General features: G+C 65.8%; 18 protein-coding genes. 1 reads left to right on the forward strand and 17 read right to left on the reverse strand.

Annotated features, from left to right (window positions below):
- Window positions 1-20: 20 nt before the first annotated feature.
- The 6 genes from AC1MDG_RS19630 to urtA all read right to left on the reverse strand — a co-directional run bounded on the left by AC1MDG_RS19630 (window position 21) and on the right by urtA (window position 5,480).
- A complete protein-coding gene (locus tag AC1MDG_RS19630) occupies window positions 21-419 on the reverse strand; it encodes a hypothetical protein (protein ID WP_479806210.1) in 399 nt (132 codons plus the stop codon).
- A 234-nt stretch (window positions 420-653) separates the two neighbouring features.
- Window positions 654-1,346: an urea ABC transporter ATP-binding subunit UrtE gene (gene urtE, locus AC1MDG_RS19635; RefSeq protein ID WP_479806212.1), complete on the reverse strand. Its 693-nt coding sequence runs from the start codon at window positions 1,344-1,346 to the stop codon at window positions 654-656.
- Window positions 1,346-2,149 (reverse strand): urea ABC transporter ATP-binding protein UrtD, encoded by an 804-nt coding sequence (gene urtD / locus AC1MDG_RS19640; RefSeq protein WP_479806214.1) that lies wholly within the window; start codon window positions 2,147-2,149, stop codon window positions 1,346-1,348. Before urtD ends, urtE begins: the two co-directional genes overlap by 1 nt.
- Window positions 2,146-3,288 (reverse strand): urea ABC transporter permease subunit UrtC, encoded by a 1,143-nt coding sequence (urtC, locus tag AC1MDG_RS19645; RefSeq protein WP_479806216.1) that lies wholly within the window; start codon window positions 3,286-3,288, stop codon window positions 2,146-2,148. Before urtC ends, urtD begins: the two co-directional genes overlap by 4 nt.
- Window positions 3,285-4,169, reverse strand: a complete 885-nt coding sequence (gene urtB, locus AC1MDG_RS19650) for an urea ABC transporter permease subunit UrtB (protein ID WP_479806218.1) — start codon at window positions 4,167-4,169, stop codon at window positions 3,285-3,287. Before urtB ends, urtC begins: the two co-directional genes overlap by 4 nt.
- Before the next feature lie 45 nt (window positions 4,170-4,214).
- A complete protein-coding gene (urtA, locus tag AC1MDG_RS19655; protein ID WP_043484985.1) occupies window positions 4,215-5,480 on the reverse strand; it encodes an urea ABC transporter substrate-binding protein in 1,266 nt (421 codons plus the stop codon).
- A 280-nt stretch (window positions 5,481-5,760) separates the two neighbouring features.
- On the opposite strand from urtA, the gene AC1MDG_RS19660 reads away from it, so the two are divergent.
- The gene (locus AC1MDG_RS19660) at window positions 5,761-6,696 is read left to right on the forward strand and encodes a ketopantoate reductase family protein (protein ID WP_479806220.1); all 936 of its coding nucleotides are present in this window, start codon (window positions 5,761-5,763) and stop codon (window positions 6,694-6,696) included.
- A gap of 12 nt (window positions 6,697-6,708) precedes the next feature.
- Here the strand turns inward: AC1MDG_RS19660 and AC1MDG_RS19665 are convergent, their stop codons facing one another.
- From AC1MDG_RS19665 to AC1MDG_RS19715, 11 genes are all read right to left on the reverse strand, one after another.
- Window positions 6,709-7,542: an alpha/beta fold hydrolase gene (locus AC1MDG_RS19665; protein WP_479806222.1), complete on the reverse strand. Its 834-nt coding sequence runs from the start codon at window positions 7,540-7,542 to the stop codon at window positions 6,709-6,711.
- Window positions 7,543-7,649: 107 nt separating this feature from the next.
- Window positions 7,650-8,072 carry a heat shock protein transcriptional repressor HspR gene (locus tag AC1MDG_RS19670; protein WP_479806224.1) on the reverse strand — a complete coding sequence of 141 codons (423 nt, stop codon included), beginning with the start codon at window positions 8,070-8,072 and terminating at the stop codon, window positions 7,650-7,652.
- 43 nt (window positions 8,073-8,115) lie between these two features.
- Window positions 8,116-9,102, reverse strand: a complete 987-nt coding sequence (locus tag AC1MDG_RS19675; RefSeq protein WP_043484996.1) for a DnaJ C-terminal domain-containing protein — start codon at window positions 9,100-9,102, stop codon at window positions 8,116-8,118.
- 94 nt (window positions 9,103-9,196) lie between these two features.
- Entirely contained in the window at window positions 9,197-9,889 is a 693-nt protein-coding gene (locus AC1MDG_RS19680; RefSeq protein ID WP_479806226.1) for a nucleotide exchange factor GrpE, read from the reverse strand.
- A gap of 2 nt (window positions 9,890-9,891) precedes the next feature.
- Entirely contained in the window at window positions 9,892-11,757 is a 1,866-nt protein-coding gene (dnaK, locus tag AC1MDG_RS19685; protein WP_043484998.1) for a molecular chaperone DnaK, read from the reverse strand.
- A 275-nt stretch (window positions 11,758-12,032) separates the two neighbouring features.
- Complete coding sequence (locus tag AC1MDG_RS19690; protein ID WP_479806228.1) at window positions 12,033-12,449, reverse strand: hypothetical protein; 417 nt, start codon at window positions 12,447-12,449, stop codon at window positions 12,033-12,035.
- 84 nt (window positions 12,450-12,533) lie between these two features.
- Complete coding sequence (gene arfA / locus AC1MDG_RS19695) at window positions 12,534-14,069, reverse strand: arabinosylfuranosidase ArfA (RefSeq protein ID WP_479806230.1); 1,536 nt, start codon at window positions 14,067-14,069, stop codon at window positions 12,534-12,536.
- A 59-nt stretch (window positions 14,070-14,128) separates the two neighbouring features.
- Window positions 14,129-15,028, reverse strand: coding sequence for a carbohydrate ABC transporter permease (locus AC1MDG_RS19700; RefSeq protein WP_479806232.1), 900 nt, complete (start codon window positions 15,026-15,028; stop codon window positions 14,129-14,131).
- Window positions 15,029-15,030: 2 nt separating this feature from the next.
- Window positions 15,031-15,939: a carbohydrate ABC transporter permease gene (locus AC1MDG_RS19705; protein WP_479806234.1), complete on the reverse strand. Its 909-nt coding sequence runs from the start codon at window positions 15,937-15,939 to the stop codon at window positions 15,031-15,033.
- A 79-nt stretch (window positions 15,940-16,018) separates the two neighbouring features.
- Window positions 16,019-17,350 (reverse strand): extracellular solute-binding protein, encoded by a 1,332-nt coding sequence (locus AC1MDG_RS19710; RefSeq protein WP_479806236.1) that lies wholly within the window; start codon window positions 17,348-17,350, stop codon window positions 16,019-16,021.
- 186 nt (window positions 17,351-17,536) lie between these two features.
- Window positions 17,537-18,280: a TetR/AcrR family transcriptional regulator gene (locus tag AC1MDG_RS19715; protein WP_479806238.1), complete on the reverse strand. Its 744-nt coding sequence runs from the start codon at window positions 18,278-18,280 to the stop codon at window positions 17,537-17,539.
- Between the last annotated feature and the right edge of the window lie 19 nt (window positions 18,281-18,299).

Consider the following 18,299-nt stretch of genomic DNA (forward strand, 5'->3'; position numbering starts at 1 on the left):
CTGGCGCCGGGGGCTGCCCGTCAGCCCATGACCGGGGCCAGGGAACGTCCCGAGGACAACTGTTTCCGGGCCCAGCGGGCGAGTTTCTTGCCCTTGCCCTTCCACCAGTTGTCCTCGTCCTTGTCGTGATGCAGGCGGAAGATGATCATCACGATGACGAAGACACCCATGGCAACGTCCATCCACGACCAGAACACGGCGTCAACCAGCACGCTGACGCCCATGACGAGGACCGACGGCAGGGCCAGCGTCCGGAAGACGGTGCTGGCCACATAGCGCCGGTGGGACCTGGGCACGGACAGTGCCCGGACCATGTCAAAACAGAGACAAGCCACCACCATGGCCTGCCCCAGGGACAGGATGACCAACCCGGCCATCGATCCGGCGAACAGGGCAACGGATTCCATCCCCGCGCTCATCGGACGCCGCCCTGCATGGCAGGGCGCGGACAAGACACCATGGGAACGCACAAAACACACATGAGTAAAACCCCCAGAGACCAGAGACCAAGCTGTGAGACCAAGCTGTGGTCCATTCAAGCCGCTGGGTCCGCGGTCCGTCACGAGTAGTGTGTACTCTATTCTGCCGGCCGGGCCCTCCGGGTCCCCGCGCGGGTACTCAGTCCGGCGTCCCGCTCCCCTGCGGCGGCCCGCTCAGATCAGCATCGCTTCACGGACCTGCCCGGCGGATTCCGCTCCACCGGTGCCACGGGAGCTCACCCGGCCGGCGGCCAGCACGTAGTAGCTGTCCGCGGCGTTCAGCGCAAAGCCGATGTGCTGTTCCACCAGCAGGACCCGCATCCCGCTGCGCTGGGACAGCTTGATGATGGTTTCCTGGATTTCGGCCACGACATTGGGCTGGATCCCTTCGGTGGGCTCGTCCAGGATGAGCAGCGTGGGTTCGGTGATCAGCGCCCGGGCGATGGCAAGCTGTTGCCGCTGGCCGCCGGACAGGAGGCCGGCCCGGCGGGCCAGCAGCGGGTGCAGCGCCGGAAACATGTCCAGCGCCTCGGCCACGCGTTCCTTGGCGTTCCGGCGTCCGTCAGCCACGAGCTGGAGATTCTCCAGCGCGGTCAGCTGTCCGAACGACTGCTGGCCCTGCGGGACGTAGGCCATGCCGCGTGCCACCCGCTGGTGCGGCCGGAGGGCGGAGATGTCCTCGCCGTCCAGGGTGATGGTGCCGCGGGTGGGCTTGAGGAGCCCGACGACGGCACGCAGCAGCGTGGTCTTCCCGGCTCCGTTGTGACCCAGGATCGAAACCAGTGACCCGTCAGGGACGGTGATATCCACTCCGGAAATGACCTGGGTGCGCCCGTAACCGGTCTGCAGGTCCGTAATTTGCAGCATCAGTGCCCTTCCATTCCGGCGGTCCCGAGGTAGACTTCCTGGACTTTCTTGTCCGCCTGGACCTGTGCCACGCTGCCTTCGCTCAGGACCTTCCCCGCTGCGAGGACTGTCACGGAGGTGGCGAACTCCCGGACGAAGTCCATATCGTGTTCGATCACCAGCGTGATGCGGCTTGCGGCGATCCGGCGGAGCAGCTGCCCGGTTTCGTCACGCTCGTCCTGGCTCATTCCGGCGATGGGTTCGTCCAGGAGCAGCACATCCGAGTCCTGGACCAGCAGCATGCCGATTTCCAGCCATTGCTTCTGCCCGTGCGCCAGGGTTCCCGCCTGCTTGTCCGCGGCCTTGTCCAGCCCGATGATCTTCAGGGCTTCCTGCACGGCAGGGTCCACGCCCTTCCGCCTCCTCAGCAGCTGGCGGGCCTTCCGGGCCGGGCCGGCGGCGATGTCCAGGTTCTGCAGGACTGAGAGGTTTTCAAAGACACTGGCCGTCTGGAACGTCCGGCCCACCCCCAGCCGCGCGATCTTGTGGACTTTCCGGCCCAGGATCTCGGTGCCGGTGTGGTTCACGGACCCGGTGGCCGGAACCAGCCCGGTGATCGCATCAATGATGGTGGTCTTGCCGGCCCCGTTGGGTCCGATCAGGAACCGCAGGTCGCCCTGGGTGACGTCGAGGTTGACCTTGTCCACGGCGACGAAGCCGTCGAAGGCCACCGTAAGGTCGCGGACCTCGAGGTACTTGGGCCGGCCGTGGCGGAGGCCGCCGGCCTGTGGTTCGCCGTCGGGCAGCAGCGTGGGGGTGGTCATCGGCTTGCCCCTTCCGGGATGGTGGTTGGTGCCGTTGCGGAGTCCGGGGTCGCCGCGGGGGCAGGCGCCGTGCTGCGCTGGTCTGTCCGGCGCTGTTTCAGCTGCGAGATGAGCCGCGGCAGCGAGGCGAGGCCGCCGGGCATGAACCCGATGACCAGCACGAAGAGCAGGCCTTGGAAATAGACCCAGAACGACGGGAAGGTGGACGCCAGGCTGGTCTGCGCAATGGCTACGCTGAGGGCTCCCAGGACCGGGCCCAGGAGGGTGGCCCGGCCGCCGATTGCCACGCCGATCAGGAAGGCGATGGACGGGATGACGCCCACATCGGCCGGCGAGACGATCCCCACGATGGGTACGAACAAGGCACCGGCGATCCCCGCCATGACGGCTGCGATCACGTAGGTCACGGTCTTGATGGTGGCGGGGTCGTACCCCAGGAACCGGACCCGCTCTTCCTGGTCCCGGACCGCGACCAGGAGTTCGCCGAACCGGCTGCGCATCAGCTGCCGCGCCGCCGCCAGGGCCAGCAGCAGCACCACGGCAGCGATCGAATACAGCATGAGCTTGTTGGAGGGGTCCTTCAGGTCGAACCCGAAGAAGGACCGGAAGCCGCTGAGGCCGTTGGAGCCGCCGGTGGTTGCCTGCTGGCCGATCAGGAACACGGCGAAAGCGGCTGCCAGCGCCTGGCTGAGGATCGCGAAATAGGCGCCCTTGACCCGCCGTTTGAAGACGGCGAGCCCCAGGACGAGCGCCACCAGCCCCGGGACAAGGACGACGGCGATGAGGGTCACCACCGGGCTCCGGAACGGCTCCCACCACCCGGGCACCTCGCCGCTGCCATACAGCGACATGAAGTCCGGCACGCCGGACCCGCCGAAGAGGGAGGCGTCCGCCAGCTTGAGGTGCATGGCCATGATGTAGGCGCCGAGGCCGAAGAACACCCCCTGGCCAAGGGTCAGCATGCCGCCGCGACCCCACGCCAGTCCGATCCCCACCGCCACGATCGCGAAGCAGATGAACTTCCCCAGTAGGGCCAGGTTGAAGACCGAGAGCGCAGCGGGAGCCACCACGAGCAGCAGCACCGCGCCAGCGGCGAAGCCGGCCAGCACGGCCCACCGGGATTGCAGGAAGGTGCTCATGCCAGGCTCCTTGTCTTGAGGCTGAAGATGCCCTGCGGCCGCAGCTGCAGGAAGACCACGATCAGCACCAGGATCAGGACCTTGCCGATGCTGGCCGTCGTCGAAAACTCAAAGACGGACTGCAGCACGCCCAAGGCGAAGGCGGCGATGACGGCCCCCTTGATCTGGCCGACTCCGCCGGCCACCACCACCAGGAAGGCGTCCACGATGTAGTTGGTGCCGAGGTATGGGCTGGTGGAGCCGATCAGCGTGACGGCCACGCCCGCCACTCCGGCGAGGCCCGATCCGATGAAGAACGTCAGCTGGTCCGTGCGCCGGGTGGAGATGCCGCTGGTTTCGGCCAGGTCCCGGTTGAGGACCACCGCCCTGATGCGGCGCCCCAGCGGCGTCGCCTTCAGGATGAGGGCCAGTCCGGCCAGGCAGACCAGGGACAGCAGCAGGATGAAGAGCCGGGTGAGCGGGATGGGGGCCCCCAGCAGTTCGATGTTTCCCTGCAGCCAGGCCGGTGCCCGGACATCCACGCTCGGGGCGCCGAAGATGTCCCGGGCAGCCTGCTGCAGGATGAGGGCCACCCCGAAGGTGACCAGCAGGGTATCCAGCGGCCGGTGGTACATCCGGCGCAGGAGGACAGCCTCAAGCACCAGCCCCAGCAGGCCTCCCACGAGGAAGCCCACCGGAATGGAAACCAGCAGTGAGACGCCGGCGTCGGAGATGGTCCGCTGCACGACGAAGGCCGTGTACGCACCGGCCATCATGAACTCACCGTGGGCCATGTTGATGACCCCCATCTGGCCGAAGGTCAGCGACAGCCCCAGCGCGGCCAGCAGCAGCACCGAGCCGAGACTGAGTCCGGCAAACATCTGTCCAATCAGCAGTTCCATTCCAGCGGGCCTTTCCTCCGGGTTTCTTCAGGGTGGTGGAAGCTGCTACTTGGCCAGGTCCTTGGCCCAGTCGTAGCTGGCCAGGAACGGGTCGGGTTCCACCGCCTTGGGTGAAGACCAGACCGTGTCGATCAGGCCCTCGGAGTTGATCTTTCCGATCCGGGGGGTCTTGGTGATGTGGTTGTTCTCACCGTCCACGGTGACTGTTCCTTCGGGCGCCTCGAACGACACGCCGCCGGCCGCCGCCTGGACCTTGTCCACCTCAAAGGATCCGGCCTTTTCAACCATGGCCTTCCACAGGTACAGCGAGGTGTACGCCGCCTCCATGGGGTCGCTGGTCACACGGTCGGCGCCGAACTTGGCCTTAAACGCGGCCACGAACTTCTTGTTGGCAGGGGTATCAAGCGTCTGGTAGTAGTCCCAGGCCGTGAGCTGGCCCTTGACGTTGTCCAGTCCGACGCCGGGGACTTCCTCTTCGGCGATGGACACCGAGACCACCGGCATGGATTCGGCGGACAGGCCAACGCTCTTGTACTGCCGGAAGAAGGCCACGTTGCTGTCGCCGTTCAGGGTGTTGAAGACGGCGTCGGCTTTGGAATCGCGGACTTTGTTCACGATGGTGGAGAACTCCGTGGACCCCAGAGGGGCGTAGTCCTCGCCGAGGACCTTCATCCCGTGTGCTGCCGCGTAGGCCTGGATGATCTTGTTGGCCGTCCGGGGGAAGACGTAGTCGCTGCCCACCAGGTAGATGGATTTGGTGCCCTGCTCAGCGAGGTAGTCGAGGGCGGGGATAATCTGCTGGTTGGTGGTGGCCCCGGTGTAGAAGATGTTCTTGGAGGCTTCCAGGCCTTCATACTGCACGGGATAGAACAGCAGGGCGTCGTTGGCTTCGAAGACGGGGAGCATGGCCTTGCGGCTGGAGGAGGTCCAGCCGCCGAAGACCGCCGCCGTGCAGTCCTGCTGGATCAGCTTCCCGGCGCGTTCGGCGAATTTCGTTGGTTCGCTGGCACCGTCCTCGCTGACCACCTGAAGCTGTTTGCCCATGACGCCGCCGGCGGCGTTGATTTCCTCGGCCGCCAGGCTCAGGGAATCGAAGACGGTCTTTTCACTGATGGCCATGGTGCCGGAGAGCGAGTTGATGAATCCCACCTTGACGCTGCTGCCGGACGTGTCAACGCAGGAACTGCCGCCGCTGGCGGTGGAATTGGCGGACGCCGGGTCCGAAATCTGGCTGCCGCAGCCGGCCAGGGCGGTCACGATGGCCGCCGCGGCCAGCGGCATCAAAGCGCGCTTAGTTACTGAAACCCTCATGATTACCTGCTTCTCGCTCCGCGCTGCCTCGGGGCAGCGGCTGGTCTCCAGGGCCCTCACGTTGACCCGTGGGGCTCAATCTAGGAGCGAATTGTTTCGCCAGGCATGACGGTTCGTTTCCGCGCTATTTCACACCAGGGCCAGTCCCCCGGTGCGGCGCGGCGGCGACGGTAAGTTCGCTGACAAAATGGCGGAAACTGCGGGTGGCAAAGTTAACCTGAAGGAAACTTTTTCGCCGTCATCTTGGGATTCACGGCGACACATATCCCTAAGGAGCAACATGGCCAGTCAGCAGAACGCCGCAAGGATCCTGGTTGTCGGTGCCGGAGCCACCGGCGGATACTTTGGTGCGCGCCTGGCGCAGGGCGGCCGGGACGTGACGTTCCTGGTCCGGGAAGGGCGGGCAGCCACCCTGCGCCGGCGCGGGCTCCGCATCACGGGCCTCGGCCGGGATGACGTCATTGAACCCAGGCTGGTCACCGCGGCGGACCTTGACGGCCCGTACGACGTGGTGCTGGTTACGGTAAAGGCTTCCGCCCTGCCCCGGGCACTGGCAGATCTCGCACCGGCAGTAGGGCCGGAAACCGTCATCGTGCCATTCCTGAACGGCATGGCCCACCTGGACTCGCTGGTGGCTGCTTTCGGCGCCCGCCGGGTTCTTGGCGGGATCGTCAAGGTGGTCACCACCGTCACGGACGACGGCGACATCCTGCAGATGAATCCGCTGGCCACCCTCACTGTCGGGGAGCTGTCCGGCCCGCCGAGCGACCGTGTCCTGCGGGCTGTTGAAACCTTTACCGTGTCCGGGTTCAAGGCTTCGGCCACGGCCGATGCGCTCGCCTCGATGTGGCACAAATGGGTCTTCATCGTCGCGGCAGGGAGCGTGACCTGCCTGATGCGGGGACCCGTGGGCGCCATCGTGGCGGTGCCCGGCGGCACGGACTTCGTGCAGTCGGTGCTGGCGGAAGCCGGCGCCGTCTCGGCGGCTGCCGGCTATCCGGTGCCCGACCATGAAACCGAGGCATCCCTGGCGATGCTGACGCAGCCGGGGTCCACGTTCACGTCGTCCCTGTACCGCGACGTCGTTGCCGGCCTTCCCGGTGAGGCGGAACACCTGCTGGGCGACTTCACCCGGCGTGCACGGGTCCTCGGAGCGGACACCCCGCTGATCGACCTGGCCCTGATGCAGCTCAGGGTCCAGGCCGAAACCAGCTAGCGCCGCTCCGCCCTACTTCTTCAGGAAGGCCAGGAGTGCCTCGTTGATTTCCTTCGCGTGGGTCCAGCACATCCCGTGCGGCGCCCCCTCGATCTCCACGTAGTCTGCGTTGGGCAGTGCATCCTTGAACCGGCGGCCGGCCACGTCAATGGGCAGGATGTTGTCCGCGGTTCCGTGGACGATGAGCGCGGGGACATCGATCTTCGGGATGTCCGCCCGGAAGTCTGTCAGCCAGGTGGGCTGGGCAGCCACGGAGGCGTGCGCGGAGGACTTGCTGGCGGTGACCCAGTTGGCCCGCAGCGCTTCTTCGCTGAGGCGGCTGCCCAAGGTGTCGTCGGTGTTGAAGAAGTTCTTGAAGAACTCCGTGAAGAACGCGTAGCGGTCTTCCTTCACTGCACTCAGCAGGCCGTCGAACACGTCCTGGGGAACGCCGTCGGGGTTGTCTTCCGTCTTCAGCAGGAACGGCTCGAGGGAGCCGAGGAACACTGCCTTGGAAACCCGGTCCGAGCCGTAGGTGCTGAGGTAGCGGGCCACCTCGCCGGTGCCCATCGAGAAGCCCACCAGCACGGCATCGGTGAGGTCGAGCTCGGTGAGCAGGGTGTTAAGGTCGGCGGCAAAGGTGTCGTAGTCGTAGCCCTCGGTGGGCTGGCTGGACTTGCCGAAGCCGCGGCGGTCATAGGTGATGACCCGGTAGCCAGCCTCGAGCAGCGCGCTGGTCTGCCGTTCCCACGATGCGCCGTCCAGCGGGTAACCGTGGATGAGGACCACCGGCTGTCCCTGCCCGTGGTCCTCATAGTAGAGCTCAACGATGGTGCTGTTTTCTTTTCCGACAGAGACAAAGGCCATGAGGCGTTCCTTCCGGGACAGTGAAGACTGGCAGTAAACAGGCGTAACCATCCACTCTGTTCCGGCAGGCCTGACCTGTCAAGGCACGGGCGCGCTCCCGTCCGCGGTCACTCCGTGGGACGGGGCCGCCACACCACCACGGCCTGGGAGCGGGCGCGGGGCCGCTGGCCGCGGGCCAGGCTCACCACGTCGCCGGCTGCTCCGGCCGCGAAGATCCGCGAATCCAGGGGGCTGCGGCGGCGGCTCAGTTCCTCGGTCAATTCGGTCACCCGGCGCTGCAGGGCGGCCACCTGGTTTTCCAGCTGGAGGATCCGTTTGATGCCCTCCAGCGATACCCCTTCGTGCGAGAGCCGCTGGACCTCCCGGAGCACGTTGACGTCCCGCTGGGAGTAGCGCCGGGATTTGCCGGGCGCACGGCTGGGAGAGACGATGCCCAGGCGGTCATACTGGCGCAGCGTCTGGGGGTGCATATCCGCGAGCTCGGCCGCCACCGAGATCACGAAGATCGGCTGATCGAAATCAATGTCCACGCCCGGCTCCTCCCGCTAGTCCCAGTACGTACACGCGCGTTTCCTAGAGCCGCGCCTTGGCTGCAAGTCCGGCCCGCACGTCCTGGCCGCCGGTGGCCTCGGCGAACGCCTTGACGGCTTCTTCCGCTTCCTTGGTCAGCTTCTGCGGAACCACGACGTCGATGGTCACCAGCAGGTCGCCGGTGGCCTTCGCGTGCTTGACGCCGCGGCCCTTGACACGCAGCGTCCGTCCCGAGGGCGTCCCTGCGGGGACACGGACCTTGACCTTCTCACCGTCGATCGTGGGCACTTCAATGTCAGCGCCCAGGGCAGCTTCCGGAAAAGTGACCGGAACGTGGATGCGGAGATTGTCGCCGTCGCGCGTGTAGAAATCATGGCCTTTGACGTTGACCGTGACCATCAGGTCGCCGTTGCCGGCGGGGCCGTACTGGCCCTTGCCGCGGACGCGGACCTTCTGGCCGTCCTTGATCCCGGCCGGGACACGGACGTCGATCACGTCTCCGTCCGGCTCGCGCAGGCCGATGGTGGTGCCGCGGATGGAACCGGCGAACGAGATGGTGGTGGTGGCAGTACGGTCGGCGCCCTTCTGCGGGGCGCGCTGGAATCCGGCTCCGGAACCGGGCCCGCCGAACTGGCCGCCGAAGAGGTCGGCGAACTCCGGCGGGATGCCGCCCGAGGTGCTGTAGCCCCCGGAGTGGCGTCCGCCGCCACCGGTGAAGAGACCGCCGAAGAGGTCTTCGAATCCGGCCCCGCCGGCCGCGCCGCCCGCGCCGCCGGGAGCAAACCGTGCGCCGCCGCCCATGGCACGGATGGCGTCATACTGCTGCCGCTCATCCGGATCAGAGAGCACGGAGTACGCCTCGGAGATGTCCTTGAACTTCTTCTCCGAAGCCACGTCCCCCGCATTGGTGTCCGGGTGGTGCTGCCGCGCAAGCTTCCGGTAAGCCTTCTTGATATCGGCGTCGGAAGCGTCCTTGGCGACTCCAAGGATCTTGTAGAAGTCCTTGTCGACCCAGTCCTGGCTAGCCAATGGCGTTTCCTTTCAAATCTTTGTGCCGAGATGGCAGTTCGCGGCAATGTTCTTGCGAATCACTGCTGCGAACTGCCATCTCGATGGGGTAATGCTAAGCCGGAACTGCGACGATAACCTGTGCTGCCCGGAGGACCCGCTCGCCGGCCTTGTAGCCGGAGCGCAGGACCTGGCTGACGGTGTCGATTTCGACGTCCTGGCCGGGCTGCTGGATGAGGGCCTCGTGGATGGTCGGATCGAACTCCACGCCGGTCTCATCGATGCGCGCCAGGCCGTAGGTCTTCAGCGCGTTCTCCAGCTTGGCGGCAATCGCGGCGAACGGGCCGTCGGCCAGGTCGCCGTGCTGCCTGGCGGCGTCGACGTCGTCCAGTACCGGAAGCAGCGAGTTCAGGACGCCGACGACGGCCATCTCCCCTGCCACGGCACGGTCGCGTTCCACGCGCTTGCGGTAGTTGACGTATTCAGCCTGCAGGCGGCGGAGATCGTTCCTGAGTTCCTCCGCCTCCTCCGCGCCTACACCCTGGGCCACCGATTCCTCGGCCGGAACCTCAACGCTGTTGAGGATGTCCTCGGCCTGGGACAGTGCGTCCCCGGCGCCGGAGTGCCCGGCGGCAGCGGGTTCCTGGTCAGGGTGGCGGGCCTGGCCGGTCTTCGGATCAACCTTGCGGTTGTCGTGGATCACCGGCTTCTGCGGCTCGTTCTCCTGGCGCTCGTTCTCCCGGCTGTCGCGCGCGTGTTGCTGGCCTGCGGAAGAGTCGTGCTCTTCCTCGTTACCGTGATGCGGCATGATTACTTCTTCTCGTCTTCGTCAACGATCTCGGCGTCGACGATGTCTTCATCAGCCTTGGCGTCGCCGGCGGGTGCGCCTTCTGCCCCTGCGGCACCCGTGGCACCGTCCGGCGAACCGGCCTGTGCGTAGATGGCCTCGCCGAGCTTGCTCTGGGAAGCCTGCAGCTTCTCAAAGGCGGTCTTCACCGCGGCGTCGTCGGTGCCTTCGAGGGCCTTCTTGAGGTCGTCGACGTCGGCCTTGACCTCGGTCTTGACCTCTTCGGGCAGCTTGTCGGCGTTGTCGGCGATCAGCTTGTCCACGGAGTAGGCGAGCTGCTCGGCCGTGTTGCGGGTGTCGGTTGCCTCGCGGCGGGCCTTGTCCTCGGCTGCGTGCTCCTCGGCGTCCTTGACCATGCGGTCAATGTCTTCCTTGGAGAGCGCGGTGCCGCCGGTGATGGTCATGGACTGTTCCTTGCCGGTGCCCTTGTCCTTCGCCGAGACGTGCACGATGCCGTTGGCGTCGATGTCGAAGGTGACCTCGACCTGCGGAACGCCGCGCGGAGCCGGAGCGATGCCGGTCAGCTCGAACGTGCCCAGCGGCTTGTTGTCCCGGGTGAACTCGCGCTCGCCCTGGAAGACCTGGATCGCCACGGACGGCTGGTTGTCGTCAGCCGTGGTGAAGGTCTCTGAACGCTTGGTGGGGATGGCCGTGTTGCGCTCGATCAGGTGCGTCATGACACCGCCCTTGGTTTCGATGCCGAGGGACAGCGGGGTGACGTCGATCAGCAGCACGTCCTTGCGCTCGCCCTTCAGGACACCTGCCTGCAGTGCGGCGCCGACGGCGACGACCTCATCCGGGTTGACGCCCTTGTTGGGCTCCTTGCCGCCGGCGAGTTCCTTGACGAGCTCGTACACAGCGGGCATGCGGGTGGAACCGCCCACGAGAACGATGTGGTCGATCTCGGAGAGCTTGATGCCGGCTTCCTTGATGACGTCCTGGAACGGCTTCTTGGTGCGGTCCAGGAGGTCCTTGGTGAGGTCCTGGAACTTGGCGCGGGTGAGCTGCTCGTCCAGGTGGACCGGGCCGTCGGGGGTGACGGAGAGGTACTGGAGGGAGACGTTGGTGCTGGTGGAGGAGGAGAGTTCCTTCTTGGCCTGCTCGGCAGCTTCCCGGAGGCGCTGCAGGGCGATCTTGTCCTTGGAGAGGTCGATGCCCTTGACCTTGAGCTGGTTCAGCAGGTAGTCCACAACGCGCTGGTCCCAGTCGTCGCCGCCGAGGTGGTTGTCACCGGCGGTGGAGCGGACCTGGATGGTGGAGAAGTTGTCTTCGTCCTTGCCCACTTCCAGCAGGGAGACGTCGAACGTTCCGCCACCGAGGTCGAAGACGAGGATGAGTTCGTCTTCCTTGCCCTTGTCCAGGCCGTAAGCCAGGGCAGCGGCGGTGGGCTCGTTGACAATGCGGAGGACGTTCAGGCCTGCGATTTCGCCGGCTTCCTTGGTTGCCTGGCGCTGGGCGTCGTTGAAGTACGCGGGAACGGTGACGACGGCGTCGGTGACCTTTTCGCCCAGGTAGGACTCGGCGTCGTTCTTCAGCTTCATCAGGATACGGGCGGAGATTTCCTGCGCGGTGTACTTCTTGTCGTCAATGCCGACGGTCCAGTCGGTGCCCATGTGGCGCTTGACGGAGGCGATGGTGCGGTCGATGTTGTTGACGGCCTGGCGCTTGGCGATCTCGCCGACCAGGACTTCGCCGGACTTGGAGAACGCAACGACGGACGGCGTGGTGCGGCCACCCTCGGCGTTGGCAATAACGGTGGGCTCGCCACCTTCGAGAACGGAGACGACGGAGTTGGTAGTTCCGAGGTCGATACCTACTGCACGTGACATGTGTTGCTTCCTTCTTTCCTTGGAAACGCTGGTCGAGATTCAGGCACGCCCACTGATTGAGCGATCTACACTCAACTCTACTCAGGGGAGGAATTAAGTCAATCCAAAGTTGAGTCAACTGCGCTCAACTTAGCGGAACGCCGGTGTAATTTGGGCGCGCCAAGGGAGCGCCGAGACTCAAAAACGGCGATTTTCCGCCACACACGCCGACCCCTGGCTGCGGTTTCGCTGTGCGTGAAACCGCGGCCAGGGGTGGGTCAGGAGCCGGTTAGCGGTCAGGGAACGTCGCCGGACTCCTCGGCAGTAGCCGGCCGCCCGGCAGTATCCGGCCGCCCGGCAGTACCGGCGGTCGGCCCGGCAGTACCGGCCTTGCCGTAGTCGCCGTCCGGGTACTCGGATTCCTCGAGTGTCACCAGGTTCTCGCCCGCCGTGCCGGCCTTGCCGTAATCGCCGGCTTCGTATTCGCCTTCGACGGCGCCGGCAGGTTCCTCGACCTCCCCGGCGGTTCCGTAATCGCCTTCGGGATATTCGCCGTCGCCGACTGCCGCTTGGTCGTCGTGCGCAATTCCCGCCTTGCCGTAGTCGCCGTCGACATACTGGCCGCTGTCACCTCCGACTGCCGGCGCGGGTTCGGTGCGCTGCTTTTCCGCTTCGTCTTCGCTGTTCTGCGACATTTCGCTGTTCTCTGACACTGACGGTTCCCTCCTGGAAGCATCGGGCGCCCGGACGGGCGCAGGGGCAGTCTATCCATCCGCCCGGCGCTTCAACAGGGGTGGTCAGTTGCGCACGACCTCCAGTTCGATGGCCGCCCAGGACAGGGCAGGCAGGCTCGCGCGGACTTCGCCGCCGGCCGCCTTGACCCCCTCGAGCGGAGTCAGGCCGACGGCGCCCGGGTTGTCCTGCGTGTTGCTGATGAACCGGTCCGCGCCGTCGGGTATCCGCAGTACGTCGGCCCGGACCACCTGCCGGGCATCAAAGCCGCGGAGGACCACCTCGATGTCGGCGGCTTCCTCCAGCCCGCGGTTGGCGAGGAACAACGCGATGCGCCCGGTTTCCTCGTTCCAGGTGGCGCTGACGTCCACCAGGTCGGCGTCGCCGAATTTTGCGTTACTGTACTTGTCCGAGTCCACGGCGAGCCGGAGGATCTGCCCGTGCGCCAGCTCGGCCATGCGGGCGAAGGGATGGAAGATGGTCTGCTTCCATGCCGGGCCGTTTTCCTCGCTGAGGATGGGGGCGATCACGTTGACCAGCTGCGCCTGATTGGCGATCTTGACGCGGTCACCGTGGCGGAGGAGGGAGTTCAGGAAGGTCCCGACGACGACGGCGTCCGTCACGTTGTACTTGTCCTCGATGACGCGGGGGTGCTCCCGCCAGCCGTGCTTGCCCACCTGCTCGGGGCTGTCGGCGTCGCCGGGCCGGGTGTACCAGACGTTCCATTCGTCGAAGGAGAGGTTGATGTGCTTCCTGTGCTTGCCCTTGGCCCGGACGGCGTCCGCGGTAGCGATGACTGATTCGATGAAGTAGTCCATGTCCACGGCGCTGGCCAGGAAACTGCCGGCGTCGCCGTCGTGCTCCTGGTAGTAGGCGTGCAGCGAGACGTAGTCCACTTGCTCGTAGGTGTGGGTCAGGACGGTCTGCTCCCAGGCGCCGAACGTGGGCATGCCCGAGTTGGAGCTGCCGCAAGCCACCAGTTCGATGTCCGGGTCCACGAAGCGCATGGCCTTGGCGGCCTCCTGCGCCAGCCGGCCGTATTCCTCGGCCGTCTTGTGCCCGATCTGCCACGGTCCGTCCATCTCGTTGCCCAGGCACCACAGCTTGATGTTGAACGGATCCTCGTGTCCGTTCTTGCGGCGCAGGTCGGAGAGCCGGGTGCCGGACGGAATGTTGGCGTACTCCACCAGCTCACGGGCGGCATCGACGCCGCGGGTGCCCAGGTTGACGGCTTCCATGACCTCCACCCCGGCCTCGCGGGACCAGTCCACGAATTCGTGCAGGCCGAAGGCGTTCGTTTCCAGGGTGTGCCAGGCGCCGTCGAGCCGGCGCGGCCGCTCCGCCACGGGCCCGACGCCGTCCTCCCAGTTGTAGCCGGAGACGAAGTTGCCGCCGGGATAGCGGACCACGGTGGCGCCGAGCTCCTTGACGAGGTCCATGACGTCGCGGCGGAAGCCGCGCTTGTCCGCCCGGGGATGGCCCGGTTCGTAAATGCCGGTGTAGACGCAGCGGCCCATGTGCTCAACAAAGGATCCGAAAATCCGACGGGGAACCTCGGCTACGGTGAAGTCGCGGTCAATGGTGATGCGTGCGCGGGACATTTTTTCTCCAGTCCTGGTGGTTTGGCGGGTGGTGAAGCGGGCGGGATGAGTGGCGGTAACTAGGTGCCGGCGAGGCCGGTGGTGGCCACGCCCCTGATGATCTGGCGTTGGAAGAACAGGAACACCACAATCAGGGGAAGCGCGGCAAGCAACGCAGAGGCCATGTTCTGGGCGTACTGGATCCCGTAGGCGCTCTTGATGGTCTGCAGGCCCACCGGCAGGGTGAGCAGCGAGCTCTCGTTGGTGGCAATGAACGGCCAGAGGAAGTTGTTCCAGGCACCGATGAACACGAAGATGGCCACGGCGGCCAGGATGGGCCGGGACAGCGGCAGCACGATCGTGGTGAAGATCCGCAGTCTTCCGGCGCCGTCCATCAGTGCCGCCTCCTCGAGTTCCCGCGGGATCTGGTCGAAGAACTTCTTGAGCACGAACACCATGGGCGAGTGGATCACCTGCGGCAGGATCAGCGCCCAGTACGTGTCGATCAGGTTCAGCGACTGCATCTGCTGGAACAACGGGATGATGAGGACCGGCGGCGGAATGATGATGGAGGCCACGATCACGCCCATCAGCATCCTCTTGCCGCGGAAATCGATCCGCGAAATGGCGTAGGCCACGGACGCGGAAATCACCAGCGTGATGGCGGTGATCGCCGCGGACGTGAAGAGCGAGTTGAGCGTCCAGGTGGGGATGTTGCCGCTCTGCAGAACTTTGGCAAAGGCATCGAGGGTAAAGCCCGACGCCGGTATCCAGCCGATGGGGGTGGACGCGGCATCCGTTTCACTCTTCAGCGCGGTGACCGTGGCCCAGGCAAAGGGCACGAGCCACGCCACGGCAAGGACGGACACGACGACGGTGGCCAGGATGCGGGACAGCGGCGCCTTCGGGGGCCGGTTTGGTGCCGCTTCGGTGGAACCTTTGGGCTGGAGTGCGGGCCTGGAAAGTGTGGGGGTAGCCATGGCTAGGCGCTCCTTTTCCGTGTGATGAAGACCTGGGCCAGCGCGATGACCAGGATCAGGCCGAAGAAGATGTAGGAAATGGCTGCCGAATAACCCAGCCGGTAGCCCGTGAATCCGGCCTCGAAGACGTACTGGACGATGGACCGGGTCGCCCCGCCCGGGCCGCCCTCGGTCATCTGGTAGATCTGGTCAAAGACCTTCAGGGACGCGAGGATTTGCAGGATTACGATCATCACCGTGGTGGGGCCCAGCTGGGGAAGGCTGATGGAGAAGAACTGGCGCCATCCGCCGGCGCCGTCCAGCGAGGCCGCTTCGTAGTGTTGCTGCGGGATGTTCTGCAGCGCGGCCAGGTACAGCAGGAAGTTGAAGCCCACGGTCCACCACACCGTCGCAATCACGATGGCCCACATTGCCACGGCGGGATCGTTCAGCCACGCCACCGGCGGAATGCCCAGCTTGGCGAGCAGGTCATTGAACAGGCCAAGCTCCGGGTTGTACATCCAGGCGAAGAACAGCGACACCACCGTGGAGGCGAGCAGGAACGGGGAGAAGAAAGAGAGCCGCCACAGCCACTGCGCGGGAAGGCCCATGTTGACGAGTGCTGCCAGCGCCAGGGCGATGACCACCAGCGGCACCGTACTGATCAGCGTGAAGTACAGCGTGTTCCCCAGCGAGCGCCACATGTCCGAGTCGGCGAACGCCTCGGTGTAGTTGGCCAGGCCGATGAACCCGCCGTTGGCGCCGGTGAGGGACTTTCCGGTGAGGCTCATGACGGCTCCGGAAACCATGGGCCACACCAGGAACATCAGGAAGAAAGCCAGGAACGGGGCGGAGAAGGCCCAGCCGTGGATATTGTCACGCCTGGAACGCCGGGATCTCGCGGCGGGCGCTGTGGTGCGGGCGGTGCTCATGGGGACTCCTTTGTCACAAGCGGATTGGTGCTCACGTCGATTCTCAAGCGGGGTTCGGCGGCCTTGCCGCGCCTGGTGCTCACACCGGGTTCGGCATGGCGAGGACTGTATTGATGCGCTTCATGAAGGCATCCCAGCCGTCGGCGGCCTTGTCCCGTCCAAGGAACACGTTCTGGACGTTCTCGGCGAAATAGCCCTGGAAGTCGGACCCCGAACCGGTGAACCAGGCCTGGGGGTCGTAGTTGATGATGTCCGCCGCGTGCGCATAATCTGCCTGCGGGGTCAGCGCCGCGTACTCCTTGGACTTCACCACCGGCTGATAGGCCGGAATATGGCCGGCCTCCGCCCAGCTCAAGGAGCCTTTCAGCATGGAGGCGACGAACTGGTACACGCCGCGGCGCTTGGATTCGTCCAGCGAAGCCTGGTGCGGCAGCACGAACGAGTGCGAGTCGGCGAAGGCCGCAGGCGTCCCGAAGAGGGTGGGGATGGTGCTGGCACCGAGCGGAACACCGGCCGTTTTCATGGTGGGCAGTTCCCACACGCCGGTGAAAAGCAGCCCCGAACCCTGGCTGGCGAACTCCGCGATGGCCGTTCCGCCGTCGCCGCTTTTCGTTGAAATGGTGTTGTCCAGCAGGGACGTGATGAACTCCAGGCAGTCGATGGCCACATCCCGCTCCACCTGCGCGGGCGTCCCTGGATTCAGGACGAAGTCCGCGCCGTGCTGGCGGTAGAGCGTATAGAACAGGCGCCACATCTGCGCGCCGTCGCCCAGGTAACCGTAGGAGAGCCCGTGCTTGCCGGTCACCCGCTGCAGTTCGCGGCTCACCTCGAGGAATTGCGACGGCGATGAGATCTCCGCCAGCCGGCCATCCTTCCCCAGCACCCCGGCCTTGCCCGCCACGTCGGTGTTGTAGAGCATCACGAACGGGTGCGAGTCCAGCGCCAGCGAAAATACCTGGCCGTTGAACTGGCTCTTCTCCCAGATTCGCGGGGCGAAGTCCTCCGGACGGACCCCGAACTCCGCCAGCAGGTCCAGGTCCCAGGCATCCAGCAGTCCGCCGGGTGCATAGCCGGGCACCCTGGCCGCATGCATCACGGCCACCTCCGGCGGACGCCCGCCGGCGGAGGCCATGGCGAGCTTGGTGTAATACGGCGCACCCCAGGCGAGCACGGTGGGTTTGATCCTGAAGTCGGGATGGTCCGTGTTGACCTTGTCGATCATGGCCATCATCTTGATGCCGTCTCCGCCGGAGAGAAGGTGCCAGAAGCGGATGTCGTTCCCCGCCGCCTGGGCCGCGCCTCCGCATCCTGTCAGGCTCGCTCCGAGCGAAAGGCTGCCTGCCAGCACACCGCCCCCGAGCAGCAATTGCCTGCGGGTCATCTGCATTCGGCGTGTATCAACTTGCTTCACCGTCACTCCTTTGGACGTAGCCGTTGGAAAAAATCGCCGGCCGTCCGGCTCGTGCGGTCCCGTTGGACCGGGCCAGGCGGCTGTGGGCTGAGACACACTTTATATCGTTGTAAATTTAGATACAAGGAAAATTTGTTAGCGCTCACAAAGTGGTAGTTGCCACTCTGCTGTCCGATGCAGCAGCCGCTATTCGAGCCCGGCGATGCCGGCCAGCACCTGCAGGTGATGCTCGAACAGCGCGTCCTTCGCAGCGAACGTGTTTTCGCCATACTGGCCGAATACCTCGAAGCTGATGGCCCCGAAAAGCGACGTCCACACCAGCGCTCCCCGCGCCAGCATCCCGTCCGGAAGCCCGAGCCCCAGCTCCTCCCGGATCGACGTCAAGTCGCGGGCCAGGGGCGGAGGGATCACAGCCGGGGGCCCGGCGGCCACGGACGCGGGTTCCACCCGCACCGCGCCGGCCCGCCAGGCGGCGTCGAAGATGGCCATCAGGCTGTAGATCACCCGGGTCCCCGGCCCCGTGGTGCGCTCCGCCGGAGCCCGATACCCGGGCACGGGACTGCCGAAGAGCAGGGCATAGCGAGCGGGCTCGCGGACGGCCCAGCCGCGGACAGCGCGCCCCAGCGCATAGAAGCGCCCCGCAAAGTCCGCTTCCGCCACGCGGCCGACGGCGGCGTCCACCTCGTCCCCCAGCTCACCGTACGCGTCGATCAGCAGGAGGGTCAGCAGCTCGTCCCGGTTTTGCACGTACCGGTACACCGCGGAGGACACGACCCCCAGGTCCCTGGCCACGGCCCGAAGAGACAGCGCCGCGGCACCGTGGACAGCCAGGTGCTCCCGGCCCAGCCGGACAATGTCGGCGATGGTTTGCGCCCTAGCGCGCTCGCGCGGTGTGCGGGGCGCCGGGGTGGCGGCATCGGTAGCTGGCATGCCTCCAGCATTCCATTTT

This window comes from Arthrobacter sp. AIWTK1 (genome assembly GCF_056680535.1).